The sequence below is a fragment of the Acidithiobacillus sp. genome (assembly GCF_049965315.1).
In the GTDB taxonomy this organism is placed as follows: Bacteria; Pseudomonadota; Gammaproteobacteria; order Acidithiobacillales; family Acidithiobacillaceae; genus Acidithiobacillus_B.
Map to the genome: position 1 here is coordinate 34,122 of NZ_JBMFWL010000001.1, position 24,222 is coordinate 58,343.

The 24,222-nt window shown below is 63.1% G+C and carries 24 protein-coding genes; 10 read left to right on the top strand and 14 right to left on the bottom strand.

Annotated elements, in window-relative coordinates; translation table 11 throughout:
* The first annotated feature begins 55 nt into the window (after positions 1-55).
* Complete coding sequence (locus tag ACP5MM_RS00195; RefSeq protein WP_427933930.1) at positions 56-331, top strand: pirin family protein; 276 nt, start codon at positions 56-58, stop codon at positions 329-331.
* On the opposite strand, the gene ACP5MM_RS00200 is transcribed toward ACP5MM_RS00195, so the two are convergent.
* Positions 328-1,296, bottom strand: a complete 969-nt coding sequence (locus tag ACP5MM_RS00200) for a hypothetical protein (RefSeq protein ID WP_427933931.1) — start codon at positions 1,294-1,296, stop codon at positions 328-330. The genes ACP5MM_RS00195 and ACP5MM_RS00200 overlap by 4 nt on opposite strands.
* A 548-nt stretch (positions 1,297-1,844) precedes the next feature.
* Here ACP5MM_RS00200 and ACP5MM_RS00205 point away from each other — a divergent pair.
* The 6 genes from ACP5MM_RS00205 (at position 1,845) to ACP5MM_RS00230 (ending at position 8,529) form a co-directional block, all read left to right on the top strand.
* A complete protein-coding gene (locus ACP5MM_RS00205; RefSeq protein ID WP_427930472.1) occupies positions 1,845-2,270 on the top strand; it encodes a hypothetical protein in 426 nt (141 codons plus the stop codon).
* A gap of 164 nt (positions 2,271-2,434) precedes the next feature.
* Complete coding sequence (gene carA / locus ACP5MM_RS00210) at positions 2,435-3,577, top strand: glutamine-hydrolyzing carbamoyl-phosphate synthase small subunit (protein WP_427930473.1); 1,143 nt, start codon at positions 2,435-2,437, stop codon at positions 3,575-3,577.
* Positions 3,570-6,806: a carbamoyl-phosphate synthase large subunit gene (gene carB / locus ACP5MM_RS00215; protein WP_427930474.1), complete on the top strand. Its 3,237-nt coding sequence runs from the start codon at positions 3,570-3,572 to the stop codon at positions 6,804-6,806. The genes carA and carB overlap by 8 nt, the downstream gene beginning before the upstream one ends.
* Positions 6,803-7,279 (top strand): transcription elongation factor GreA, encoded by a 477-nt coding sequence (greA, locus tag ACP5MM_RS00220; protein WP_427930475.1) that lies wholly within the window; start codon positions 6,803-6,805, stop codon positions 7,277-7,279. Before carB ends, greA begins: the two co-directional genes overlap by 4 nt.
* Before the next feature lie 26 nt (positions 7,280-7,305).
* On the top strand, positions 7,306-7,659 hold the full coding sequence (locus tag ACP5MM_RS00225; protein ID WP_427930476.1) for a DUF202 domain-containing protein: 354 nt from the start codon (positions 7,306-7,308) through the stop codon (positions 7,657-7,659).
* A 39-nt stretch (positions 7,660-7,698) separates the two neighbouring features.
* Entirely contained in the window at positions 7,699-8,529 is an 831-nt protein-coding gene (locus tag ACP5MM_RS00230; protein WP_427930477.1) for an undecaprenyl-diphosphate phosphatase, read from the top strand.
* Positions 8,530-8,567: 38 nt separating this feature from the next.
* Here ACP5MM_RS00230 and ACP5MM_RS00235 read toward each other — a convergent pair whose 3' ends face one another.
* From ACP5MM_RS00235 to ACP5MM_RS00270, 8 genes are all read right to left on the bottom strand, one after another.
* Positions 8,568-9,764: an MFS transporter gene (locus ACP5MM_RS00235; protein WP_427930586.1), complete on the bottom strand. Its 1,197-nt coding sequence runs from the start codon at positions 9,762-9,764 to the stop codon at positions 8,568-8,570.
* 16 nt (positions 9,765-9,780) lie between these two features.
* Positions 9,781-10,722 (bottom strand): heme o synthase, encoded by a 942-nt coding sequence (locus tag ACP5MM_RS00240; RefSeq protein WP_427930478.1) that lies wholly within the window; start codon positions 10,720-10,722, stop codon positions 9,781-9,783.
* Between the two features lie 214 nt (positions 10,723-10,936).
* Positions 10,937-11,881: a cytochrome C oxidase assembly protein gene (locus ACP5MM_RS00245; RefSeq protein ID WP_427930479.1), complete on the bottom strand. Its 945-nt coding sequence runs from the start codon at positions 11,879-11,881 to the stop codon at positions 10,937-10,939.
* A gap of 13 nt (positions 11,882-11,894) precedes the next feature.
* Entirely contained in the window at positions 11,895-12,266 is a 372-nt protein-coding gene (locus ACP5MM_RS00250; protein ID WP_427930480.1) for a cytochrome o ubiquinol oxidase subunit IV, read from the bottom strand.
* Positions 12,263-12,901 (bottom strand): cytochrome c oxidase subunit 3, encoded by a 639-nt coding sequence (locus ACP5MM_RS00255; protein WP_427930481.1) that lies wholly within the window; start codon positions 12,899-12,901, stop codon positions 12,263-12,265. The genes ACP5MM_RS00250 and ACP5MM_RS00255 overlap by 4 nt, the downstream gene beginning before the upstream one ends.
* A gap of 67 nt (positions 12,902-12,968) precedes the next feature.
* Entirely contained in the window at positions 12,969-15,122 is a 2,154-nt protein-coding gene (locus ACP5MM_RS00260) for a cbb3-type cytochrome c oxidase subunit I (RefSeq protein WP_427930482.1), read from the bottom strand.
* A gap of 18 nt (positions 15,123-15,140) precedes the next feature.
* Positions 15,141-16,097 carry a COX aromatic rich motif-containing protein gene (locus tag ACP5MM_RS00265; RefSeq protein ID WP_427930483.1) on the bottom strand — a complete coding sequence of 319 codons (957 nt, stop codon included), beginning with the start codon at positions 16,095-16,097 and terminating at the stop codon, positions 15,141-15,143.
* A 155-nt stretch (positions 16,098-16,252) separates the two neighbouring features.
* Entirely contained in the window at positions 16,253-16,876 is a 624-nt protein-coding gene (locus tag ACP5MM_RS00270) for a hypothetical protein (RefSeq protein ID WP_427930484.1), read from the bottom strand.
* Between the two features lie 682 nt (positions 16,877-17,558).
* Between ACP5MM_RS00270 and ACP5MM_RS00275 the strand changes: the two genes are divergently transcribed.
* The 3 genes from ACP5MM_RS00275 to pdxH are packed head-to-tail and all read left to right on the top strand — an operon-like array spanning position 17,559 to position 19,689.
* On the top strand, positions 17,559-18,296 hold the full coding sequence (locus ACP5MM_RS00275; RefSeq protein ID WP_427930485.1) for a type 1 glutamine amidotransferase domain-containing protein: 738 nt from the start codon (positions 17,559-17,561) through the stop codon (positions 18,294-18,296).
* Between the two features lie 10 nt (positions 18,297-18,306).
* Positions 18,307-18,966, top strand: coding sequence for a ribose-5-phosphate isomerase RpiA (gene rpiA / locus ACP5MM_RS00280; RefSeq protein WP_427930486.1), 660 nt, complete (start codon positions 18,307-18,309; stop codon positions 18,964-18,966).
* Between the two features lie 54 nt (positions 18,967-19,020).
* Entirely contained in the window at positions 19,021-19,689 is a 669-nt protein-coding gene (gene pdxH / locus ACP5MM_RS00285; protein WP_427930487.1) for a pyridoxamine 5'-phosphate oxidase, read from the top strand.
* A 54-nt stretch (positions 19,690-19,743) separates the two neighbouring features.
* Here pdxH and ACP5MM_RS00290 read toward each other — a convergent pair whose 3' ends face one another.
* The 5 genes from ACP5MM_RS00290 to ACP5MM_RS00310 all read right to left on the bottom strand — a co-directional run bounded on the left by ACP5MM_RS00290 (position 19,744) and on the right by ACP5MM_RS00310 (position 24,049).
* Positions 19,744-20,061, bottom strand: coding sequence for a hypothetical protein (locus tag ACP5MM_RS00290; protein WP_427930488.1), 318 nt, complete (start codon positions 20,059-20,061; stop codon positions 19,744-19,746).
* Positions 20,062-20,098: 37 nt separating this feature from the next.
* Positions 20,099-20,746, bottom strand: coding sequence for a 3-isopropylmalate dehydratase small subunit (gene leuD / locus ACP5MM_RS00295; RefSeq protein ID WP_427930489.1), 648 nt, complete (start codon positions 20,744-20,746; stop codon positions 20,099-20,101).
* 3 nt (positions 20,747-20,749) lie between these two features.
* Positions 20,750-20,923 carry a hypothetical protein gene (locus tag ACP5MM_RS00300; protein WP_427930490.1) on the bottom strand — a complete coding sequence of 58 codons (174 nt, stop codon included), beginning with the start codon at positions 20,921-20,923 and terminating at the stop codon, positions 20,750-20,752.
* Positions 20,898-22,310 carry a 3-isopropylmalate dehydratase large subunit gene (gene leuC / locus ACP5MM_RS00305; protein WP_427930491.1) on the bottom strand — a complete coding sequence of 471 codons (1,413 nt, stop codon included), beginning with the start codon at positions 22,308-22,310 and terminating at the stop codon, positions 20,898-20,900. Before leuC ends, ACP5MM_RS00300 begins: the two co-directional genes overlap by 26 nt.
* Positions 22,311-22,432: 122 nt before the next feature.
* Positions 22,433-24,049, bottom strand: coding sequence for a diguanylate cyclase domain-containing protein (locus ACP5MM_RS00310; RefSeq protein WP_427933932.1), 1,617 nt, complete (start codon positions 24,047-24,049; stop codon positions 22,433-22,435).
* Positions 24,050-24,222: the final 173 nt, after the last annotated feature.

The following is a 24,222-nucleotide window of genomic DNA, read 5'->3' on the forward strand; positions in this document are numbered from 1 at the left end:
AGAGGATCATGCCTTGGCATGACGGAAAAGCCGGCATGCGTCGCAATGAACATGAATGGCCGAGGAGTTGCCTTACGTCCCGAGCGGCCGGCTGGAGCATCGGGACAGCATGGGGAATGGCGGCATCATTGGTGGCGGCGATGTGCAGATGATGTGTGCGGGTACGGGCGTGCGCCACAGCGAAGGGAACCCGTCCGCCCGCGAAGCCGTTCATCTGCTGCAGATATGGGTGCTGCCACCGCGCCGGGATCTGCCCCCCGCTTGCGGCCAGCGCCATGGGCTGGCCGCGGAAGTCCCGCTCTTCGATATGGCGCCGCCAACGCCCGGTTAGGCGGGGCGGAGAGGACCGCCCTTGGCCGCCGACTGCGGGGCCGGATGGTCCGTCAGGAACACCCAAACGGCGAGAAAGAAAAAGGCCAGCATGTAGATGATCGTGGTGCCCAGCACATCCCCCTTGTTCCCCGTATAGCCGGGACCGAAGGGTCCTCCCCAACCCTCGGCCGTTGTCCACAGGCCGAAGCTGTAGGCGGCACCGATGGGAATGATCCAGCGCAAGGCCCGATTGAAGACCAGGGCCAAGCCAATGATGCTCTCCACCACCGCAGCAAAGAGGCCGAAAAGCATCGGCCCCGTCGCCTGAATCAGCGCAATGAAAAAGCCGATATAGGCCGCGATCCAGGCCGGCTGGCCGGCCTGGGCCTGCTGCAGATAGGTCACGGAATGGGTGAGGAAATAAGGCTGCCATTTCCAATAGGCGTCAAAGAGCCAGAGCAGGCCGAAGAGGATCCGGCCAAAGGCCATGGCCCGGGGAGAAACGGGCCGCCGCGTGCCGTGGACCAGGCTCAGTCCTTCCCAGGAACGGCTGAAGATGACCAGCAGGAAACACAAGGCATAAATGATGGCGGTGCCGGGGTCCGTCGCCCCTGCCGTATAGGGACCGCCCAACCCGCCTACCGTAGACCAGAGCCACAGGTTGTAGATCACGCCAATCCAGGCCATGAAGGGCAGCCCGACGCCGGTGAGCAGGGCCGCAGCCAGCAGCCCATCCATGCCCACGCTCGCCCAGGCCACCGGCGCCGGGCCCATCCGGGTGATCAGGGCTGCCATCCAGTGGCCGTAGTAGGCCAGCCAGACCGGCTGCCCCGCCACCCAATCGGCATGGAAGCTGTGGAGGAATTGACCGACATAAGCGCTGTTGGCCTGCAAAAAGGTATTCAGCACCCAGATCAGGCCGAATAGGATGCGCAGTGCGCCAAAGGCTTTCGCTCTATCGGGAAGTATGCGTATGTTCATCATGATTGACCTCAGCGGCGAGGGGCTGGGCGAAAGGCTGCAAATCCCTCGCTCCAGCGGGGGATGCGCATACCGCCCCATTTCTTCGCGCAGCATGGGCATGGATGGGAACGCGCATTGGGCAAAATGCAGCCGTTTCGCGATGCCCTTGGGGAATAGTGCATCGAGCAGACAAAATGGACCGGACATTCAACATCCGTGGATATTGTTATCCATGGTTCTTTCCGGCAAATGGATGGCTTGCCATGCTGGCGCCCTCCGCATATATAAGTTTTTTCCTATATACTTTCATTCCTATTAATGAGCAAGTAGGGGGAAAATTAACACCCGCACCCGGGCAACCGCAAGTACCACGGCCGGCCTGGGGCTGCCCTTGCCCCGGGCGGAGGCAAGGAAACAAGCCGATCAGAATACCAGCCGCCTGCCGTCGGCGTAAGCAATAAATGGCATTGAAAGGCCAGTGGAAGATGTGAAAAACTCCGATGCAATACTTGCGGCAGAAATTCCTCTCCCCAAGATCTATTCCGGATCAAGCCTATTCAAGGAAAAACATGGACGCTCAACAATGGCGTACCCTCTCTCTGGATGAAAAAATGCGCTGGGCGCTCAGCGCCGACCTGCCCGAGGTTTTGCGGCCCTTGCTCTTGCGCGAACAATGGATGCAAACCCGCTGCTATTTTGCACGGCGCGCCGATCTGCGCCCCCATGAAGTGGCCGAACTGGTCGCCGACCAGGACTACGTCATCCGCCTCTGCCTGGCCAAACGGCCGGACCTTACGGCCGAGCAGGTGGCCCGCTGCGCAGGCGATCCGGATCCCAATGTGCGCTACGCCATCGCCCGCAATCCACTGCTTAGCGATGCGCAGCGGACGCGCCTTTGCGCCGACGAGGACGAATTGGTCCGGCGGGCGGCGGCCAAAGGCCCACGCCCGAGTGAGACCCGTTGCCGGCCCGGACAGGCGGCGCTGCTGCGCTGATCCTCAATGCCCGTGGCTGGGGCAGAAGGCAGGTCTTCAGGCACCGGCGGCCCCAGGCAAGACGCGACATTGACCGCCGTCTATCCCCTCCTTACAATGAGAAGAATCCATGCGGGAGGGGACCCCCTCCCCTTTTTTGCATCCACTTGGCGGCGAGGTAGGGCGTGCAGGCGGTTCTGGCATTAGCAGACGGTAGCATCTTTCGCGGAACGGGCTTCGGCGCGGCAGGACTTGCCGTGGGCGAAATCTGTTTCAACACCGCCATGACCGGTTATCAGGAGATCCTCACGGACCCGTCTTATATGGGCCAGATCGTGACCCTTACCTACCCGCATATCGGCAATGTCGGCATCAACCCCGAAGATGCCGAGGGCGAAAGGGTGTACTGCGCGGCCCTGGTGCTGCGCAATCCGCCCCGCGCACCGAGCAGTTGGCGCAGTCGGGAAGCGCTGCCCGCCTTCCTCGCCCGTCATCAGGTGCCCGGCATTGCGGATATCGACACGCGGGCGCTGACCCGCCGGTTGCGCGATGGGGGTGCCCAGAATGCCGCGGTCCTGGTAGGGGATCGGGTCGATGACGCCACCGCCCTGGCGGCGGCCCGCGCCTTTCCCGGCCTGCTGGGCATGGACCTGGCCGAAGCAGCGGGCTGCCGAAAGGCCTACGCCTGGCAAGAGGGGAGCGTGCGCCCCGAGCAGGGCTATGTCTCCCGGGTAGCAGGGCATTTGTCGCGGCATGTGGTGGTGGTTGACTTCGGCACCAAGCGCAACATCCTGCGCCTGCTGGTGGATCGCGGCTGCCGCGTGACCGTGGTGCCGCCCCGCACGGCGGCGGCGGAGATCATCGCCATGGCGCCCCAGGGAGTGCTCTTCTCCAATGGCCCCGGCGACCCGGCGGCGGTGGATTATGGCCAGGAGACTCTGGGCGGGGTGATCGCCGCCGGCATCCCCACCTTCGGTCTCTGCCTGGGCCACCAGCTTCTGGGTCTGGCCTTGGGTGCGCAAACGATCAAGATGAAATTCGGCCACCATGGCGCCAACCATCCCGTCAAGAACCTCCATAGCGGCCGGGTCCTCATCACCAGCCAGAACCACGGCTTTGCCGTGGATGCCCGGAGCCTGCCCGACTGCCTGGAGGTCACCCACCTCTCCCTCTTCGACGGCAGCCTGCAGGGGATGGCCCACCGCGACCTGCCCGTCCTCTCCTTCCAGGGACATCCCGAGGCCGGGCCCGGCCCCCATGACGCCGGCGTGATCTTCGACGCCTTCATCACCCTCATGGACCAGCAGGAGGCCCGCGCCCATGCCTAAGCGCCAGGACATCGAGAGCATCCTCCTCATCGGCGCCGGCCCCATCGTCATCGGCCAGGCCTGCGAGTTCGACTACTCCGGCGTGCAGGCCTGCAAGGCCCTGCGGGAGGAGGGTTACCGGGTCATCCTGGTCAACTCCAACCCCGCCACCATCATGACCGATCCGGAAACGGCCGACGCCACCTACATCGAACCGGTGGAATGGCGCACCGTGGCCAAGATCATCGAGCGCGAGCGTCCCGATGCCATCCTTCCCACCATGGGCGGCCAGACCGCGCTGAATTGCGCCCTGGACCTGCATCGCGAAGGGGTGCTGGCGCAGTTCGGGGTAGAACTCATCGGCGCCTCGGTGGCGGCCATCCGCGAGGCGGAAGACCGCGGCCTCTTCAAAAAGGCCATGGAAGAAATCGGCCTGGAGGTGGCGCGCTCGGCCTTCGCCCACGACATGGACAGCGCGCGCCGCATCGCCGAGGAGATCGGTTTCCCCGTCATCATCCGGCCGTCCTTCACCTTGGGCGGCACCGGGGGCGGCATCGCCTACAACCGCGAGGAGTTCGAGGAGATCGCCGCGCGCGGGCTGGAAGCCAGCCCCAGCCACGAGATCCTCATCGAAGAATCGGTGATCGGCTGGAAAGAATTCGAAATGGAAGTGGTGCGCGATCGGGCGGACAATTGCATCATCGTCTGTTCCATCGAAAACCTGGATCCCATGGGTATTCATACCGGCGACTCCATTACCGTCGCCCCGGCCCAGACCCTCACCGATCCCGAATACCAGACCATGCGCGACGCCTCCATTGCCGTACTGCGCCGCATCGGCGTGGATACCGGCGGCTCCAACGTGCAGTTCGCCGTCAATCCCCAAAACGGCCGTCTGCTGGTCATCGAGATGAATCCCCGGGTGTCGCGCTCCTCGGCGCTAGCCTCCAAGGCCACCGGTTTCCCCATTGCCAAGGTGGCGGCCAAACTCGCCGTGGGCTATACCCTGGACGAACTGCGCAACGACATCACCCAGGCGACACCGGCGAGTTTCGAGCCCAGCATCGATTATGTGGTCACCAAGATCCCCCGCTTCACCTTTGAAAAATTCCCCGACGCCGACGCCCGCCTGACCACCCAGATGAAATCCGTGGGCGAGGTCATGGCCATCGGCCGCAGCTTCCAGGAATCCCTGCAAAAGGCCCTGCGCGGCCTGGAGGTGGGAGTGGACGGCTTCGATGAAAAACTGCGCCCGGACAGCCCCGATGCCGCCCAGCGCCTGGAGCAGGAACTGCGCATCCCAGGCGCAGACCGCCTCTGGTATCTGGCCGACGCCTTCCGCCAGGGCTGGACCGTGGAGGCGGTCTTTGCCGCCACCCACATCGACCCCTGGTTTCTGGAGCAGATTGCCGAGATCGTAGCCGCAGAGGATGGGCTGCGCGGCCTGCCGCTGACCAGCCTCGATGGGGAGCGCCTGCGCCGCTTGAAAGGCATGGGCTTTGCCGACCGCCGTCTGGCGCGGCTCTTGGGCTGCCGCGAGCAGCTCCTCCGTGAACACCGGCAAAAGCTCGGCATTCGCCCCGTCTATAAACGGGTGGACACCTGCGCCGCCGAGTTCAGTTCGCCCACCCCTTACCTCTACTCCACCTACGAGCAGGAATGCGAGGCGGCCCCCAGTGACCGGCCCAAGATCATGATCCTGGGCGGCGGGCCCAACCGCATCGGCCAGGGCATCGAATTTGACTACTGCTGTGTCCACGCCGCCATGGCCCTGCGCGAAGACGGTTACGAGACCATCATGGTCAACTGTAATCCGGAAACCGTCTCCACCGATTACGACACCTCCGACCGCCTCTATTTCGAGCCCCTGACCCTGGAAGACGTGCTGGAGATCGTGGCGGTGGAAAAGCCCCAGGGCGTCATCGTCCAGTTTGGCGGCCAGACACCCCTCAAGCTCGCCAACGATCTGGAGGCAGCGGGCGTACCCATCATCGGCACCAGCCCGGACTCCATCGACCTGGCCGAAGACCGCGAACGCTTCCAGCAGTTGCTGGCGCGGCTCGGGCTGCGCCAGCCGGAAAACCGCATCGCCCGCAGCGTTGCCGAGGCCCAGACCCAGGCCCGCGAACTGGGCTACCCCCTGGTGGTCCGTCCCTCCTATGTGCTCGGCGGCCGTGCCATGCGCATCGTCTATGGCGAGGAAGACCTCGATCACTATATGCACGAGGCCGTGCGCATCTCCAGTGAACAACCCATTCTGCTCGACCGTTTCCTCAACAATGCCATGGAAGTGGACGTCGACGCCGTCGCCGATGGCCGGATGGTGGTCGTGGGTGGCATCATGGAACACATCGAGCAGGCGGGTGTGCATAGCGGCGATTCCGCCTGCTGCCTGCCGCCCTATTCCCTCAGCGGCGAGATCCAGGATGAACTGCGCCGGCAAAGTCGCGCCCTGGCCCAGGCCCTGGGGGTGGTGGGATTGATGAATTGCCAGTTTGCGGTGCAGGACGGCAAGATCTATGTGCTGGAGGTGAACCCGCGCGCCTCGCGCACCGTGCCCTTCGTCTCCAAGGCCACCGGTCGCCCCCTGGCCAAGATCGCGTCGCGCTGCATGGTCGGCAGGAGCCTGGCCGAACAGGGCGTGCTGGAATACACCCACCCAACCCATTTCAGCGTCAAGGAAGCCGTCTTTCCCTTCATCAAATTCCCCGGCGTGGACGTCCTGCTGGGCCCGGAAATGAAATCCACCGGCGAAGTGATGGGGATCGGCGCGAGTTTCGGCGAGGCCTTCCTCAAGGCGCAGTTGGGCGCCGGCGAACGTTTCCCCACGACCGGGACCGTCTTTCTCAGCGTTCGCGATGCCGACAAGGCCGGACTGCCGGCGGTGGCCCGGCGCTTGGCGGATCTGGGCTTCCGGCTCATCGCCACGCGCGGCACGGCGGCCTTTCTCCAGGCCCGGGGCCTGAGCGTCGAGGCCGTGAACAAGGTCACCGAAGGGCGGCCGCATATTGTCGATGCCATCAAGAACGCCAAGGTGCAGCTCATCATCAATACGGTGGACGAGAAGCAATCGGTGCGCGATTCCTTCAGCATCCGCCGCGCGGCCCTGCAAATGGGCATCACCTACTACACCACCCTGGCAGGGGCTACGGCCGGCGCTGCCGCCCTGCAAGAACTACTCACCCAGGAACGGAGCGTGATCCGCTTGCAGGACCTGGTCCACAGCTCAGCGGCACAGAGGAATCTATGAGCCAGAAAATCCCCATGACGGTCATCGGCGCCCAGCGCCTGCGCGAGGAACTGCAACGCCTGAAGACGGTGGAAAGACCCGCCGTCATTGAAGCCATTGCCGAGGCCCGCGCCAAGGGCGATCTTTCGGAAAATGCGGAGTACGACGCCGCCAAGGAACAGCAGGCCTTCATCGAAGGGCGGATCCGCGAGATCGAGGACAATATCGCCCGCGCCCAGGTCATCGATCCCAAAACCCTCAACGCCGGCGGCAGGATCGTCTTTGGCGCCACGGTGGAACTGGAAGATGCCGGGGGCAACGAAGTCACCTATCAGATCGTGGGCGATGCCGAGGCCGACCTCAAGGAAAACAAGATCTCCATCAGTTCCCCCATCGCCCGGGCGCTCATCGGCAAGATGGAGGGTGATCCCGTCGAGGTGCGCGCACCCGGCGGCATCCGCGAATACACCATCCTCGCGGTCCGCTACGAGTAGACCGCCAGCCAGGAGAGGGTATTGCCATGCACATGCCGCGCTTCAAGCACCTCGACGCCCATCGGCAGCGCTTTCATCGCTATCCCCGGAACAAATACATCATCCGCGACTGGCTGGCCCACGACCGCACGGCGGCGGCCAACAAGCGTACCCTCTACTCCTCCCTGCGCACCACCCTGGACCTGGGCATTGCCGGCCTGGTTCTGGTGCGCTTCTTTCACCATCCGGCCATCATTGGCCTTGGCATCATTTTTCTGCTCCTGTCGCCAACAGCCCTCTTTTATGGGCTTTATCGCTACCGCAAGGTGCAAAGCCATTACCGGATGCTTTCCGCGGGTTCTCCCGACCTCCTTCCCCCCACGCTGCGCAAGGCCTCCTGAGCGGAGCGTCTACCTCTTCCCGGCTGACAAGGTTCCCCGATGATCCATCATATCTATCTGCTCTGGCTTGCCATGCTGCAAGGCGTTACCGAACTCTTCCCCATCTCCAGCCTGGGGCATAGCATCCTCGTCCCGGCGCTGCTGCATTGGCCCATCAACCGCGATGCCCCATGGTTCTTGCCCTTCATCGTCGTCCTTCATCTGGGCACCGCGGCGGCCCTGCTGCTTTTTTTCTGGCGCGACTGGGCCCGGCTCATCGGCGGCTTCTGGGAGGCACGCGGACGCGCCAGCAATCCCGAATCCCGGCTCCTCTGGCTGCTGGTTCTGGCCTCCATCCCGGCGGGACTGCTGGGTCTGGCCCTGGCCCACAAGATCAAGGCCCTGTTTGGCGGTTTCAGCTTTGCCGCCGTTGCCCTGATGCTCAACGGCGTCCTGCTCATCATCGGCGACCGCCTGCGCGCCCGCGACCCCAGCCACTCCCTGAACACCCTCACCTGGCGACGGGCGCTGGGTATCGGCTTTGCCCAGGCCCTGGCGCTGATTCCCGGTTTCTCCCGCTCCGGCGCCACCCTCGTAGCGGGCATCGGCGTCGGCCTGGATTACGAAAACTCGGCGCGCTTTTCCTTCCTCCTTGCCACCCCCATCATCGCCGCCGCCGGGCTCCTCGAAGTGCCTAAACTACTGCACGCCCAGGTACCCGATGGGCTGTTAAGCACCATCATCCTGGCAGGTTTTCTTTCCGGATTGTGCGCCTGGGCCTCGGTCTGGTTCCTGATGCGCTATTTCCACACCCAGGAAATCAAGGCATTGCGGCCTTTCGGCATTTACTGCATCGCCTTTGGTGCCCTAGCCCTGCTGATTGGCGGCTGAGGCCGGGGGATAACAACGCTGCGGACCCCGCCGGGAACCTAGCCCCGGGAGTCCCAGGCCTCGCCGGCAAAGAGCCTCGACAGCCTCCTGCCGTTCCAGCTCTGTAGCGTCAACAGCGCACCGACCACGGCCAGGATATAAAAAACGCCGTCTTCTCCGAAGACGCCCAGACCCCAGCCGCCCACCACACCGCCCACGAAGATGCCGAGAAACTGCAAAAGCGAATAAACGCCGCTGGCCGCGCCGCGCTGCTCCGTGCGGGTGGCCCGGCTCATCATGGAAGGAAGAATGGCCGAAGCGATGTTATAACCGGTGAAAAAGATCACCGCCGCCACCGCGACGGGCCAGAAGTGGCCGGAGGCCAAGCCCATCACCAAGGCCCCCAGGGCGATGGCGAGACCGCTCGCGGCCAACATCTCCCGGTGCCGCTTGTGACGCTCCGCCACCAGCACCGGATACACCATGGCCGCCACGGACAAGAGCATCACCGGTAGATAAACCATCCAGATCTGACCTTCGGTGATATGCATGGCCTGCACCAACTCCGGCGACAGCACCACGAAACTCGCACCCAGGACCATTTGCAGGATGAAGATGCCGATGCTGGCCGTCATGACCGGGACATGGGTAAACATCTTCAGGGCCTCTCGCCAGCCGCCCATGCGGGTCTGCCCGCTTTGGGGAATGGGCGGAATGACCCGCCACAGGGGCAGCAGGGCGACGACGCCCAGGGCCGCCGCCGCGAGAAAAACCCCCTTCAGGCCGCTGAAGCCATAGAACACCGGCCCCAGGGCGATGCCCAGGACATAGGCCACCGCGATGCTTCCGCCGATGGCGGCCATGGCCTTGGTGCGATGCGCTTCGCCGGTGAGGTCCCCCGCCGTAGCCAGGAGCACCGAAGAAACGGCGCCGGCGCCCTGCAGCAGCCGGGCAATGACGATCCCCCACATGGAATGGGTGAATGCCCCCATCACCGAACCGAGGACGAAAAGGAGGAGACCAAAGGCCAGGACCGGCTTCCGTCCGAAACGATCCGAGGCGACGCCGAAAGGAAACTGCAGAACGGCTTGCGCCAGGCCGTAGATGCCGATGGCCAGACCCAAAAGCAGGGGAGTGCTGCCGCGCAGGCTGGCACTATCCAAAGACAGCACCGGCATGAGCATGAACAGGCCCAGCATCCGCGCCACATAAATGAAGCTGAGGCCGCTCACCGCGCGCCGTTCCGCCGGTGTCATCACCGGCCCCTTGCTTTTAGAAGCCATGACTGAGCAATACTCTCCCTGCCACCAACGCGGCAAACAATAGAAACAGATAGCTGATGGACGCCGCAAATACCCGGCGGGCATACTGGTCCATCTCCTTGCCGATGGGCATCCGCCGCAGACGCAAGGCCATCCCCACGTACCATGCCCCAGCCAGCCACGCCACCGCGCCATAAATCCAGTCACCGCCCAGGAAGGCGGGTACGAGACTTACCGCCCAGGTCGCCACGGCATAGCGCAAGACCTCCCGGCGCGTCCGATCCACCCCATGAGTGACCGGCAGCATGGGGATACAAGCCTGGGCATAGTCCTCGCGACAGCAAATAGCCAAGGGCCAAAAATGGGCTGGAGTCCACACAAATATCAATAATACCAGGAATAGCGGCAGGGCTGCCAGGGTCCCGGTTACGGCCGTCCAGCCGATGAGGGGAGGCAGGGCGCCCGCCAAGCCCCCCCAGACGATATTCCAGGGCGTGCTGGGCTTGAGATAGAGGGTATAGACCACACCGTAGCCCACCGTCCCCAACAAGGTCAGCCCCAGGGTGAGCGGATTGGTACCCCAGGAGAGCACCCCGATGGCTGCCAGGATCAGGATCGCGGCATAGAAAATCGCGCCACCCTGGCTGATCCGTCCTTCCGCCAGGGGCCGTCGCTGGGTGCGCCGCATGTGCTGATCCAAAGACGGCTCCACGATCTGGTTGAGCACGCCGCCCGCCCCTCCGGCCAGGGCGATGCCCAGCAAGCCGGCCAGCGCCGCAGGCCAGTGCTGGGCAACCCCCGGGGCCAGGATCTCCCCCACCGCCGCCGTAAAGACCAGAAGGGAGACCACCCGGGCCTTGGCCAGAATGAATAAATCCCGGAGCAAACCGGCGCCGCTTCTCCCACCCTGCAGGGCTGCCTCACCGTTACTGCGCACTTCTATCTTGAACATGATCAGAACCTCGTCGGAATACCCGCTCCGGGCATCTTCTTGGGGATTGCACCGGAGAATTGTGGAGAATTGCCTTGGCGAAAAGACCGTCGCTGGGCCACCAGGAATCGGGAACCGGCCCTGTCACCCCTTGGCAAAGGACCTCCCCGGCGGGACATTGCCCGTTTGCCATGCCCGGCGCGGAGCCCCCCGACGGTGGCCGTTCCCGGCCCCTTCAACGCCACAGCAATACAATGGCAAGGGTGATGAGAAGCACCATGCATTGGTGGAAGGCCACAATGACCCCGGGGTTTTTCGGCTTGAGATTCACCGCGTGGAAAAGCAGGAATCCCACCGCAACCTGGGTGACCGCCAGATAAAAGGCCACCGGATACGCCGGCATGAGCCAGCCCAAGGTGGCTACCAGCAGCAGAGCGGCCGTTACGTGCGCGGCCACGGTCCAATGGGCGAGGCGCTGAGGTTTGACAAAGACGCCGATGGCTTGGCCGAAACCGCGCTGGCCCGTGGTCATGCCGCCCAGGAACACCGCCAGGAGCAAGGGATGCAAAGCCGCCGCCGCGGCGAGATAGGACCAGAAGCCCAGCCCGGGAAAGGCCACTCCCGTCAGATAAATCAGGAATACGGTGTAGGCCAGGAGTCCGTGGGTGCCATGCACCAGGGCCGGCGCCTTGCCGGCCAGCACATAGAGGGTCCCCATGCCGAACAGGGCCGTGACGATGATCAGGCTGAGGCCGCTGATGGTGGCGGAATCCGGCGCCAGAACGACCAGGGCGAGCGCCACCAAGCCGACCAGAGTAGCCACCACCCGATGCGCCGCCTCGGGGTCCCCTTGCACCATCAGCCAAACGATATTGCGGGTATAAGGCCAGCGCGTCCCCAAGGAGAGCCCATAGCCGAAGCCCTCCACGATACTGCCGAGGAGGATCAGGACGCCGGCGAGAATGACCTCGGTCAGCATCAGGCCGTCCACCAGCGCCCCTCTACCCACGGAAACGGTGCTAAACCCCTTCCAGATGCCGGCGGCGATGGCGGCTGTCACCAGTCCGGCGATGGCCAAGCCGATCACCCGTACGACGGCGGTCATTTCACCATCCACCGCATTGGCAATGCCGCCGCCCGCCCCCGCCTCCACCGCCTGCCGGCGAATTGCCTTTTTCATGGCCTGTCCCCCGTCAGTGCACCATGCCGGCCATGTCGTGCATGGTGGGCAGCATGACCATGGTGCGTTCATACAGGGTGCTGAACATCCAGGCCGTCAGGCCGATGGCCAGGATGAAGAGCGGAATGGTCAGCACCAGGGCGACGGTGTTCCAGATATGCGTTTCCGAGAGGTCCATGTGCATCAGAAAATAGATCTGCACGATGACCGCCAGTCCGGCGCAAAGGGACAAGACCAGCATCAGGCCGAAGGGAGGCATGGCATGATTCGCCACGAGGAGCAAACTCACCCCCATCAGCAGGGTGGAAATCAGAAAGGTCAACAAATAACCCCGGCCGCTCGCCACCTGCACCTCGGGGTGCTGCAACGGATCGTCATGACTCATATCAACATCCCCCGCAGATAAACAAAGACGAAAACGAAGACCCATACCACGGCCTGGAAATGCCAAAAGAGGCGCAGACTCAATAACCGCCCCACGACGTCGGCGGTAAATCCGAACCGGCTGACCTGCACCAGCATCACCAGCATCCATAGCAAGCCGAAGAGGATGTGGAGCGCATGGGTTTGGGTCAGGATGAAAAAGGCCGACAAGCCGCCGCTCCGCTCGGGGGTGATCCCCATCCCGACCAGATGGACGACATCGTTGATATCCAGGGCCAGAAAGGCGCCGCCGAGGATGAGAGCGCCCCACAGACCCGAGATGACTCCCGCCTTGTTGCCGTTCTTGAGGGCCACCATGGTAAAGCCGTAGGCCAGCACGCTGGTGAACAGGGCCAGGGTTTGCAGGAAGACATAGCCGGGTTCGACAAAATTCGCAGGAGTCGGACCACCAGCGAAGTTATGGGAATAGCTCAACACCTCCCAGGCAGCGAACAAGACCGCAAAGATCATGGCGTCGCTGAGCATGTACAACCAGAAACCGAAGGTTCTGGTGGAGATGACGTCGTGATGGTGATGACTATGATCCCAAAGCTCTACCGAACTGGGGTCGAGGGCCTTGCTTGTAGATGAACTCATAGAATTACTCCACTTGCTAAATAATGAGGGGAGCGGGGCCGTCAGCAGCGACGGGCCCGCTCCGCGATCAGGCTCGGGAACCTTCCGGGGAACTTATGCCGCTGCTGCCCAGGGCCCCGCCCTCTCCCTTCGCTGCCGGTTTGTCTTGGCCGTAGGCGGTGACGCCACCGGGCACCCCCGCTTCCGGGAGTTCGACCGCCGCCTGCGCCCGCTCGTGATGCGCCCGCTCCATGCGCTCCACCTCGCCCGCCGGGATGATGTAGCCGGTATCGGTGTCAAAGGAGCGGATGATGACCACAGCGATGATCAACGCCAGACTCAGGGCGCACAACCACCAGATGCGCCAGGTCAGGCCGAAGCCCAGCAGCAGGGTCAGGGTGCCGAGGATCAGGGGAATCCCCGTGTTCTTGGGCATGTGGATGTCCTCGTAGTGATCCGGACGCAGGTCGGTGAAACCATGCTCCTTGCGCCAGGACCACTCATCCCGGGCATTGATGTGAGGAACGACGGCGAAGTTGTAGAAAGGGACGGGCGAGGGCGTCATCCATTCCACGCTATGGGTGGTACCCCAGGCATCGTGGCTCACCCAGCTCTTGGCGCGATCGCGGATACTCACATAGAGCAAGCCGAGGAAAGCAAGAACCGACAAGCTGTAAAAGGCGATGCCCAGCATCTGGACATCCAGGAGGGGTTGCCACTGGGTGTTGAAGACATAATCCAAGCGCCGGGTCATGCCCATGAAGCCCAATGTGTACATGGGCACAAAGACCCCGACGGTACCCGCCGTGAACAGCCAGAATACCGCCTTGCCCCATGCCTCGTTGAGCTTGAAGCCGAAGATCTTGGGCCACCAGTAAGTGACCGCGCCGAAAATGGCATAGACGATCATCAACAGCATGGAGTGGAAATGGGCAATGACGAAGACGCTGTTATGCACCATGTAGTTGATGGCCGGAAAGGCCAGCATCATGCCGGTGAGGCCGCCCACCAGGAGCAGGAACAGGGAACCGATGGACCACAGCATGGGGGTTTCGAAACGGAGGCGCCCACGGTACATGGTAAAGGCCCAGTTGAACACCTTCACGCCGGTGGGAATGCCCACCAGCATGGTCGCCACGCTGAAGAAGCTGATGACGGCCGGTCCGGCGCCCATGGTGAAGAAGTGATGCAGCCATACCGCCCAGGACACTCCGGCAATACCGAAGGTGGCCAGGACCATGGTGACATAGCCGAACAGGGGCTTTTCGGAAAAGGTGGGGATGATCTCCGACAGCATGCCGAAGGCCGGGAGGATCACGAAGTACACCTCCGGATGACCCCACAGCCAGAAGAGATCGGTATACAGCATGAGATTGCCGCCCAAACCGGCCGTGAAGAAATGGGTGCCGAGATAGCGGTCGAAGCCGATCAGGGCCAAGGCCACGGTCAGGGCCGGGAAGGAGGTCAGGGCGATGATATTCGTCGCCAGGGATGCCCAGGTGAAAATGGGCAGGCGCAGCCAGGTCATGCCGGGTGCCCGCATCTTCACGATGGTCGCAAGGATGTTGATACTGCCCAGCGTCGATCCCAGCGCCGCGAGCTGCATGACCCACATCCAGTAATCGACACCCACGCCGGGGCTATAGGGGAGCTCGAAAATGGGCGCGATGCCGAACCAGCCGTTGTGGGAAAAATCTCCCACGAACAAAGACGCCATGACCAAAACCGCGGCGGCGGCCGTGATCCATAGACCCACGGCATTGAGATAGGGGTAGGCCATGTCCCGCGCCCCGACCTGGATCGGCACGATGATGTTCATGATGCCCACCAGCAAGGGAGTGGCGGCCAGGAGGATCATGATCACGCCATGGGCGCTATAGATCTGCCCAAAGTGATAAGGCGTGAGATAACCATGCAGGGCGCCCATATATCCCGCCGCATCGGGCCCCACCGCCATGGCCTGCTGGGTCCGGATCATCAGGCCATCCATGAAGCCGCGAAAGAGCATGACGAGGCCAATGATGATGTACATGATGCCGATCTTCTTGTGGTCCACCGTGGTCAGCCACTCCCGCCACAGGTAACCCCACTTGCCGTAATAGCTGAGGGCGGCGATGATCGCGACACCCATGATGGCCACCACCACGAAAAGGGGAGCGAGAATGGGGTTCTCATAGGGTATTTGCGACAGAGCGAGGCGCCCGAGCAAAGGGCTCCATGGCCCTTGTAGATCTACCAACATAATCGGATTCTCCTTGACTCAATTGGCCGTGCGAGCATTCTGCTCTTTCATGTAGTCCACCATGTTTTCCGTCATGGCCATGGGTATGGGCCAGACCTTACCATTCATGACCTCTCCCAGAATGTGATCGAACAACCCATCCTGCACGTCGGAAAAATATTCGGGCTTGCCGGACACGTCGATGTACGGCTTGGCGTACTCCTCGAAGGCGGCATAGCTGAGATGCCGGGGGGACGCCTGGATCCGCTGGGTCCACTGCTGGAACTGTGCGGCGGTCACCGCCTTCGTGCGGAACTGCATCCAGGAGAACCCGGCGCCGCTGTAGTCCGCCGAGAAGCCCTGGTATTCCCCCACATGATTGGCCAACAGCGCGGACTTCGTGCGCATGCCGGGCATCACGTCGATCATCCCCACGAGCTGGGGAATGAAGAAATCGTTGGTCACGGAGGTGGAGGTCAGGCGGAAGTGCACCGGAGTATGCGCGGGCACCACCAGCTCATTCACGGAGGCGATATGATATTTGGGATAGACGAACAGCCAGCGCCAGTCGGTGGTAATGACATCCACCTCCAAAGGATCGCTCCCGGCCGCCGCATGCTCCTGGATCACGGTGGGATCGTAGGGGTTGAGGGCGTAGGTGCCCTGGACGGTGTAATAGGACAAAAAGCCTACGGCGATGATGGGGATGCCCCACACAACCACTTCAATGGCGCTGGAATGGGTCCATTTCGGGTCATACCTGCCTTTCCCATGGGACTTGCGATAGCGCCACATGAACCAGACGATCATCAGCGCGGTGATCCCGACGATAGTCAACATGACCGCGACGTCGATGATCATGTAGTACAAGTCGGCATGGGCCATCGGGCCCTTGGGGTCGAACAGCCAAAATCCTTGGGTCGAGCAGCCGTTCAACAGCAGTAACGGCGCCAAGGCCAAGTAGCGGACCCAATGGGCTATTTTCTCTATCCACATATATAAACACCCCTCCCTGAGCGGGCAGACTATTATCCTGAACGCGATAAAAAAGAGACCATCACGCCCCGGAAAATCGAGGCGATGGACTTGTCATTCGTGGCAGCGGCATTGCGGAGACCGGCAGCGATCTCCGCCAGCGATTTCCGGCATCCTCAGGACCGCGCATGGGATACGGAATGACTCACCGTGTCCATCTGCCGACGCTGCTGCAGCCGCAGGCTCCAACTCATGCCGAACATGGCGGCGGCAAAGGCGGCGGAAAAGCCGATGATGATCCAGTTGTACACTGCGCTGCCGGCATTGGGCGCCAAGGCGAAAATGAACTGCAAGGCCAGCGCCAATGCCAGGTAGGCACTGGAGCCGATGATCAGCACCATTTCCTTGTTTCTTACGCTGCGAATCACCCAAACGCCTTCGAGAACGCCAACGATGGCCACCCAGGCGAAGACGGTGAACAGCATGGGGACCAGGGTGTGGCCCCTTTGCGCCAGAAGAATGACCGCGACCCCGGCGGCAACGCCGACAATGCTCTTGCAGCCGATGAGGACGCGGTGCAGCGCCCCGCCATCCTGGGCGGATACCAATCCCACGAAAGAGTAGGCGCCGTCGAAAAACACATAAACCGCGAAGAACCAGACCAGCAGGGTCATGGTCTTGTCAAAGGCCAGCAAGGCAGACAGCACAAAGAGCAGGGCGGCCATGCCACGGACCATGAGCAGCGGCCACGAAAACAGGGAAAGCTGATGGACGACGGGTACCGAGGCTTGTGTATTCATCTTTAAACACTCCTGTTCTTCGGCGTCTAGCGGAATTGCCAACGGCATAATAAGACAAGTTTATAGTTTTTAACTTTTCGACGTTGATAAAAATAGTGCAGAGCCATCCGCAAAGCAATAGCGGGGAGCAATAAAAAATTTTTGCCATCCTTATGCAGAATTAGTTCTATATATGGAGCTTTTAGTAACATTGGAATATTAGCTTATATTAATTTATTAACCATATAATCATATCAGTTGGTTGCGCCTGAATTAAGCAGAGACGTGCTTTAACTGTCCGCCGCCCCCGCCGCAGCGACGAGGGCGGCGGGGGCGGCGGAACTGACGCAACAGGCGGCTTTTTCCGGCGAATAAAAAATAAGCGAATAACCGCTGGTCCGCTGGCCTAAACATTAACAATACTATCGGCTTTAATGTTTATGGCCTTGGGAAGGGGCAAAAACCACTGCCGGATGGCGGATCGATGAAAAAAGCGCAGGATCGGCCTTGGGGAGAAATCGCGCCTGCCGGGGCGAGGGCGTCTGACGATCGGTACGACATCCCTGGCGCAAGGCCGCACCCCCGTTCCCCGATCCATCGGCCGGGACGGCAGGGAAGCACGCCCCGCAGGGGATCGTCATGCCCCTGCCTGGGCCGGTCTTTTCTTGGGCGCCGGCCATGCTACACTCCAAACATGCAGCCCATGTCCCAATCCATCTTGATGATCCTCAGCGCCGCCAGCGCCATTCCACTGACGGACGGAACGATGCACCCTACGGGCTATTGGGCCGAGGAGGTTGTCGTGCCCTATGCGATGCTTACGGGGCAGGGGCTACGGGTGCGCATCGCTACCCCCGGCGGGACAGCTCCCGTGGTGGATCCCCTCAGCCTCGATCCCCGCGAACATGGCGGCGACGGCGAAAAAGTGGCCCGACTGGCGGATGCCCTGGCGCGGATTCCGGCGCTGACGGCGCCCGAGGACCTCGCCACCCTGGACGATCAGGTCATGGACGGCATTGCCGCCCTCTTCTTCCCCGGCGGTCACGGGCCCATGGTGGACCTCTGCCAGGACCCCGACGTCGCCCGCCTGCTGCGCCACTGCCACGCCCGGGGCAAACCCGTCGCCGCCCTCTGTCACGGGCCCGCCGCCCTGCTGGCCGCCCGGGATGCGTCGGGCCGCAATCTCTATGCGGGCTATCGCGCCACCAGTTTCAGCGATGCCGAAGAGGCGCAGACGGAACTCGCCGGGCGCCTCCCCCATACCCTTGCCGCTGCCCTGGGCGCGCAAGGGCTGAAGCTGAAGCCTGGTCCCGCCTGGGGGGCGCAGGTGGTGATCGATCGCGACCTGCTCACCGGCCAGAATCCGGCATCGGCCGCCCCCCTGGCGCAGGCCCTGCTGGCGGCCCTGGCTCCTCTTCCTTCCCCTGCCATTTCGCAATAAGGATAAACCGATGGATAGTAACGCACTCAAACAGATTGCTGCCGAAGCCGCCCTGGCCTACATCAAGCCCGGCATGATCGTCGGCGTCGGCACCGGCTCCACCACCAATCTCTTCATCGACGCCCTGGGCAAGGCCAAGATCCATGTGGACGGCTATGTCGCCTCCAGCGTGGCCACCGAAACGCGCCTCAAGGACCTGGGCCTGCCGGTGCTGAATCTCAACGACACCGGCGACATCCCCATCTATGTGGACGGCGCCGACGAAGTGGACCCGCACTTTCGCCTCATCAAGGGCGGCGGCGGCGCCCTGACCCGCGAAAAGATCGTCGCCAGTGCGGCGCGGCTCTTCGTCTGCATCGCCGATGGGAGCAAGGACAAGCCCATGCTCGGCAAATTCCCGTTGCCGGTGGAGGTCATCCCCTTCGCCCGCAGCTTTGTGGCCCGCCAACTGGTCAAGCTGGGCGGCAACCCGAGCCTGCGCGCCGGGGTAACGACGGACAACGGCAACGTGATCCTGGATGTCACCGGCCTCGATCTCACCGACCCGGTGACCATGGAAAGCCGGATCAACCTCATCCCCGGGGTCCTCGACAATGGCATCTTCGCCCAGCGCCGCGCCGATGTCCTTCTCCTCGGTACTCCCCAAGGAGTAGTCGAACGGCGCGCCTAGGGTGCTGCCGGCGACGCAGGGCCATGGTCCTCCGCCAAGGTGAGGATTGCAAAGATGAAAAAGGAGATGATGATGGAAGGGAGAGAAATTGATCACCGCAGTACCCGCCGCGATTTCCTGCACGGCACCCTGAGCCGTGCCGATCTCGCTGCGAATCCCTTCCTGCAGTTGGCGCACTGGCTGGAGGCGGCCGAGGCCACGGGCAATTTCGACCCTACCGCCATGTCCCTGGCCACCGCCGATGCGCAGGGGCGCCCCTCCGTCCGCATCGTCCTCCTGAAGCACTTCGACCAGCGCGGGCTCTGCTGGTACACCGACACCCGCAGTCAGAAAGGCCGGGAACTGGCGGAGAACCCCCAGGCCGCCCTCTGTTTCTACTGGCCGGAAAATGACCGCCAGGTGCGGGTCAGCGGCCTGGTGGAGCCCCTCGGCGAAGACGAGGCGGAGGCCTATTTCCAGCAACGCCCCACGGCCAGCCGCTTTGCCGCCGCGGCCTCGGTCCAGAGCCGGCCCATCGCCAGGCGCGCCGATCTGGAAGCCCGTCTGGCGGCCCTTCACGCCCAATACCCCGATGGCCAGGTCCCGCGCAATCCCGCCTGGGGCGGCTATCGCCTCCTGCCGGACCACTTTGAATTCTGGCAGGGGCGGGCCAGCCGCCTCCATGATCGTTTCACCTACGACAAGGATCAGGAAAACTGGAAGATCGAACGCCTCATGCCGTGAGAGCGGAGACGCCTCCATTCAGCGGAAAACAGGCAGGGCGGCCCAGGGAGCCGTTCAAAAGGGTTCGATGCGCGCCTCATAGTCAAAAACGATCAGACGATAGATGTCCTCACCCAATTGCACATGGGCCGACTGGGGCGCACCCAGGGTGATGGTATTGCCGCCCGCCGCGGTAAAGCCACCAGGACCGAAATGGTCCTGGGCGATCAAATCATTCAGGAGTTCCTCCAGGGCCTCCCTTGGCTGACTGCAGGTGTTGTCGATCAAGCGACAGGGCTTCCCGCGCCGCGTGACGCCGGCGACGATGATCGCGTCGGGCCGCAGCGGCGGCAAGCCTTCGTCATCCGCAATGGCGGCATCCACTATACCCATGTCTTCTTCTCCTTCTGCCGAGTGTACCCATACGCCATCATGCCCGCGTCGCGCCCGCGGGAGGGGTGGAGAAGAGCCACGGGGCCTCCCGCCGGCGCCGGGCTTCGTAGGTCCCGATGGCCTCCCCCAGGGCGAGCGTTAGCTGGATGTCATCCAGACCATGCACCAGTTTGTGTTTATGGCCGGCCTCGATGGCAAAGGGGTAACGGCTGTCGCCCATGGTCTGCACTTCCTGGGCGGGCAGATCGATACGCAAACGATAGCCGGGGGCCGCCCGGACCTCATGAAAAAGATGGTCCACCACATCGCTGCCCAGGCGCAGGGGCAGGATGCCGTTTTTCAGACAGTTGTTATAAAAAATGTCGGCAAAGCTCGGCGCAATGATGGCGCGAAAACCATAATCGGCCAGAGCCCAGGGGGCATGTTCGCGGCTGGAGCCGCAACCGAAATTTTCGCGGGCGAGAAGGATCTGCGCCCCCGCGAAGGGGGGCTGGTTGAGGACAAAATCGGGGTTGGGCACCTGCACCCCGTCCTTCTCCAGGTAACGCCAGGCCGCGAAGAGATGCACCCCCAAGCCCTGACGATCCACGGTCTTGAGGAACTGCTTGGGGATGATGGCGTCGGTATCCACATTGGGACGATCCAGGGGCGCCACCACGGCTTCCACGACAGTAAAGGTTTGCATTGCTTATTCCTTTTCCAGACGCCGCTGCACGACATGAAGGGCGGCGGACCACTCCGCCCCCAGGCCGCGGCTGGCGGCGAAGATCCCTATTTCCACCAGACCCAGGCTGCACAGACCCACGGCCAGACGCCGCAGCCAATAGCGCCGCTGCTCAGGACGCCGGCCAGTGGCGTACATCGACGAAATGTCCGGCAATGGCCGCTGCCGCCGCCATGGCGGGGCTGACCAGGTGGGTGCGTCCCCCCGCTCCCTGGCGGCCCTCGAAGTTGCGATTGCTGGTGGCGGCGCAACGCTCGCCGGGCTCCAGGCGATCGGCATTCATGGCTAGGCACATGGAGCAGCCCGGGTCCCGCCACTCGAAGCCCGCCTCCAGGAAGATCCGGTCCAGGCCCTCGGCCTCGGCCTGGGCCTTGACCGGACCGGAACCCGGCACCACCAGCGCCTCCCGGACGCTCGCGGCCTTGTGCCGGCCGCGCACCACCACCGCCGCCGCACGGAGATCCTCGATGCGGGCATTGGTACAGGAGCCGATGAAGACCTTGTCGATGCGAATCTCCTGGATCGGCGTTGCCGGCTGCAGACCCATGTAGGCCAGGGCCTCCTCCCAACCTTTGCGCTGGGTGGCGTCCGCCGCCTGGGCCGGATCGGGCACCCGCCCCCGGATGTCCGTCACCATTTCCGGGCTCGTCCCCCAGGTTACCTGCGGCGCGATGGCGCCGGCATCCATGCGAACCTCGGCGTCGAAAACGGCATCGGCATCGCTATGCAGGCACCGCCATGCCTCCACCGCCGCATCCCAGAGCGCGCCGACCGGCGCATAGGGCCGCCCGCGCACATAGTCGATGGTGGTCTCGTCCACCGCCACCATCCCCGAACGGGCCCCCGCCTCGATGGCCATATTGCACAGGGTCATGCGTCCTTCCAGGGACAGGGCCTGTACCGCCGGACCGGCGAATTCGATGGCGTAACCCGTGCCTCCCGCCGTGCCGATCCGGCCGATGATGGCCAATACCAGGTCCTTGGCGCTGACCCCCTGCGCCAGGACCCCGTCCACCCAGACGCGCATGGAACGGGACTTGCGCGCCCAGAGGCATTGGGTGGCGAGGACGTGCTCCACCTCGGTGGTGCCGATGCCGAAGGCCAGCGTCCCCAGGGCGCCGTGGGTGGCCGTGTGGGAATCCCCGCAGACCACCGTCATCCCCGGCAGGGTGAGGCCCTGCTCCGGGGCCATGACATGCACGATCCCCTGGCGCCGGTCGTTCATGGCGAATTCTTCAATGCCGAATTCGGCGCAGTTGCGGTCCAGGGTCTCCACCTGCAGGCGCGCAACGGGATCGCTGATCCCTGCCGCCCGGTCCCGGGTGGGCACGTTGTGATCAGCGGTGGCGATATTGGCGGTGATCCGCCACGGCTTGCGCCCCGCCGCCCGCAACCCGGCAAAGGCCTGGGGGCTGGTTACCTCATGGAGCAACTGCCGATCGATATAGAGCAGGGTGCTGCCATCCGCCTCCGTATGGACGACATGGCTCTCCCACAGTTTGTCGTACAGGGTTTTTCCAGACACGTACAATCTCCTTGCGGCGATTTCTCCTTTATACCCCAATTTGCTCCGGCGGAAAAATTCCCCGGCCGGGCCGGAGGACCACCCGTCGCCCCTTCCGCAACCGAGGGCGGCGGAGCGCAATCCTAAGGGGCAGGATCGCCTTTTCCGGCAGCGTCCAGCTCGTCACTGAAGGTCCACGCGTTGCTCCGGCGACCCTTGCGGCGCTTGCTGACATAGAGGGCGCTATCCGCCTGGCGCAGTAACGCCGCGGCATTTTCCTGACTCCCCCCGGCGCAGACGCACACCCCCATGCTGGTGCCGACCCGGACCGTAGCCGTGTCCAAGGCGATGGGTTCTTCGATGAGCAGGCGAATCTTGTGCAGGGCTTCTTCGATATGGCGGCGATCGGGCATGTCTTCCATGACCAGCACGAATTCGTCGCCTCCCCAGCGGGAGAACAAGTCATTGAAACGCAAGGATTGTTGTACCCGTGCGGCGATTTCCTGCAAGAGGTGATCGCCGGCGGCATGGCCATACTGGTCATTGACGGCCTTGAAGCCATCCAGATCCAGCATGCAGATGGCCAGGCAATTGTGGGCATTGTGCTGATTGCGGGCGAGGCTTTCCTCCAGCCATTGCTCCAGATAACGGCGGTTGGGCAGGCGGGTGAGGGCATCCATCAAGGCCAGGTTCTCGATGCGCCGTTGATATTCCCGTTGTTCCAGGGAAAGGCTGAAGCTCTCGGAAATCTGGGCGAGGAGATTGCGCAGCGCCTCGTTGAACCACTGGGAATGATTGGCCTCCACCACCAGGACGGCCCGGGGCTCGCTGTTTTCGGAGAGGGAAATGGGCCAGACCATGGCCGAACCCAAGGGCGGCGGATGACGCCGGGGATCTGCCGCAACGGGCGTATCGTCCGGCGAAAAAAGGGGTGCCGGGCCCAGCGGCCGCCGTTCGCGCCACGCCTGCCCGACGAGGGACTGGCCTTGCGGCCACCGGGACGGGTCCAGGGAGAGGTCATGCCCCTGGAGGGTCTGCAGGTGTGACGCATCGCGGGAGGCCAGGGCGCGGATGGCGAGCAGGGAACTATTGCTCTTGCGCGCGGCGACCCAGGCGCTGGAGACCGGCGTTTCGTTCACCAGGATCTCCACGAGCCGCTGCCAGGAACTCTCGGAGGATTTTTCCCGGAGCAATTCCTGCTGCACCCGCAAGGCGGCGGATTGATAGCGGCGCAGGCGCAAAAGCTCCCGGGCATCACTGCGGCGTTCCAGGAATTGGCACAGAGTCTTGCGCAACTGCTCCGTGAGGCTGGCGGAAAAATGCGGCAGGCGGCCATGCTCATGGCAGTACAGGGACAGGACCCAGCGCCCGCCGCCATCGCCCTGAAAGGGGATCTGCAGACAACCGCCGAGATGGAAACGGCGCGCCCGCTCCACCCAGGGAAGCGCTTCCGTCGTCGCCACGATTTGCCAGCGAAGGGGCGCATCCTGGCGCAGGGCGGTACAGGCCGGGTAAAGCACCCCCCCGTCCCGCTGCTGCTCATCGCCAGAGTCAAAACCGCGCAGATAGGCAGCGGCCCTGCCGGAGAGGGCCACGATCTGGAGTCCCTTGCCCTCGGGAAGCAAGGTGGAAACCATGACCAGAGGGAGGCCCAGCCGCTCCACCAGCAGATCGGCAAAGCCTTGGAAGACCCGCCCGGCCGGGCCCTGGATATCTTCGAGAAATAGGGAATAGCCATCGAGAAGGGTGCGCAACAGCAAATTATGCCCATCCCGACCCCGTCCCTGGGCATAGCGAGGGCCACAGCCCTTGCGCAAAGGCTGAAAACGCAATGGAGATGCGGGACCGTTACCCATGTTCTGGGAGCAAGGCCATGCTCCTTTCTTCCGTACTGTTGATCCTGAGAACGGCGGTTGGCGGCGGCTTTCGTCCG

What these genes read in the sequence shown, in the direction of transcription:
- ACP5MM_RS00195 (WP_427933930.1), top strand. Translation starts at nt 56, where the DNA reads ATGGCCGAGGAGTTGCCTTACGTCCCGAGCGGCCGGCTGGAGCATCGG.
- ACP5MM_RS00200 (WP_427933931.1), bottom strand. Translation starts at nt 1,296, where the DNA reads ATGATGAACATACGCATACTTCCCGATAGAGCGAAAGCCTTTGGCGCA.
- ACP5MM_RS00205 (WP_427930472.1), top strand. Translation starts at nt 1,845, where the DNA reads ATGGACGCTCAACAATGGCGTACCCTCTCTCTGGATGAAAAAATGCGC.
- carB (WP_427930474.1), top strand. Translation starts at nt 3,570, where the DNA reads ATGCCTAAGCGCCAGGACATCGAGAGCATCCTCCTCATCGGCGCCGGC.
- greA (WP_427930475.1), top strand. Translation starts at nt 6,803, where the DNA reads ATGAGCCAGAAAATCCCCATGACGGTCATCGGCGCCCAGCGCCTGCGC.
- ACP5MM_RS00225 (WP_427930476.1), top strand. Translation starts at nt 7,306, where the DNA reads ATGCACATGCCGCGCTTCAAGCACCTCGACGCCCATCGGCAGCGCTTT.
- ACP5MM_RS00230 (WP_427930477.1), top strand. Translation starts at nt 7,699, where the DNA reads ATGATCCATCATATCTATCTGCTCTGGCTTGCCATGCTGCAAGGCGTT.
- ACP5MM_RS00235 (WP_427930586.1), bottom strand. Translation starts at nt 9,764, where the DNA reads ATGACACCGGCGGAACGGCGCGCGGTGAGCGGCCTCAGCTTCATTTAT.
- ACP5MM_RS00240 (WP_427930478.1), bottom strand. Translation starts at nt 10,722, where the DNA reads ATGTTCAAGATAGAAGTGCGCAGTAACGGTGAGGCAGCCCTGCAGGGT.
- ACP5MM_RS00245 (WP_427930479.1), bottom strand. Translation starts at nt 11,881, where the DNA reads ATGAAAAAGGCAATTCGCCGGCAGGCGGTGGAGGCGGGGGCGGGCGGC.
- ACP5MM_RS00250 (WP_427930480.1), bottom strand. Translation starts at nt 12,266, where the DNA reads ATGAGTCATGACGATCCGTTGCAGCACCCCGAGGTGCAGGTGGCGAGC.
- ACP5MM_RS00255 (WP_427930481.1), bottom strand. Translation starts at nt 12,901, where the DNA reads ATGAGTTCATCTACAAGCAAGGCCCTCGACCCCAGTTCGGTAGAGCTT.
- ACP5MM_RS00260 (WP_427930482.1), bottom strand. Translation starts at nt 15,122, where the DNA reads ATGTTGGTAGATCTACAAGGGCCATGGAGCCCTTTGCTCGGGCGCCTC.
- ACP5MM_RS00265 (WP_427930483.1), bottom strand. Translation starts at nt 16,097, where the DNA reads ATGTGGATAGAGAAAATAGCCCATTGGGTCCGCTACTTGGCCTTGGCG.
- ACP5MM_RS00270 (WP_427930484.1), bottom strand. Translation starts at nt 16,876, where the DNA reads ATGAATACACAAGCCTCGGTACCCGTCGTCCATCAGCTTTCCCTGTTT.
- ACP5MM_RS00275 (WP_427930485.1), top strand. Translation starts at nt 17,559, where the DNA reads ATGTCCCAATCCATCTTGATGATCCTCAGCGCCGCCAGCGCCATTCCA.
- rpiA (WP_427930486.1), top strand. Translation starts at nt 18,307, where the DNA reads ATGGATAGTAACGCACTCAAACAGATTGCTGCCGAAGCCGCCCTGGCC.
- pdxH (WP_427930487.1), top strand. Translation starts at nt 19,021, where the DNA reads ATGAAAAAGGAGATGATGATGGAAGGGAGAGAAATTGATCACCGCAGT.
- ACP5MM_RS00290 (WP_427930488.1), bottom strand. Translation starts at nt 20,061, where the DNA reads ATGGGTATAGTGGATGCCGCCATTGCGGATGACGAAGGCTTGCCGCCG.
- leuD (WP_427930489.1), bottom strand. Translation starts at nt 20,746, where the DNA reads ATGCAAACCTTTACTGTCGTGGAAGCCGTGGTGGCGCCCCTGGATCGT.
- ACP5MM_RS00300 (WP_427930490.1), bottom strand. Translation starts at nt 20,923, where the DNA reads ATGTACGCCACTGGCCGGCGTCCTGAGCAGCGGCGCTATTGGCTGCGG.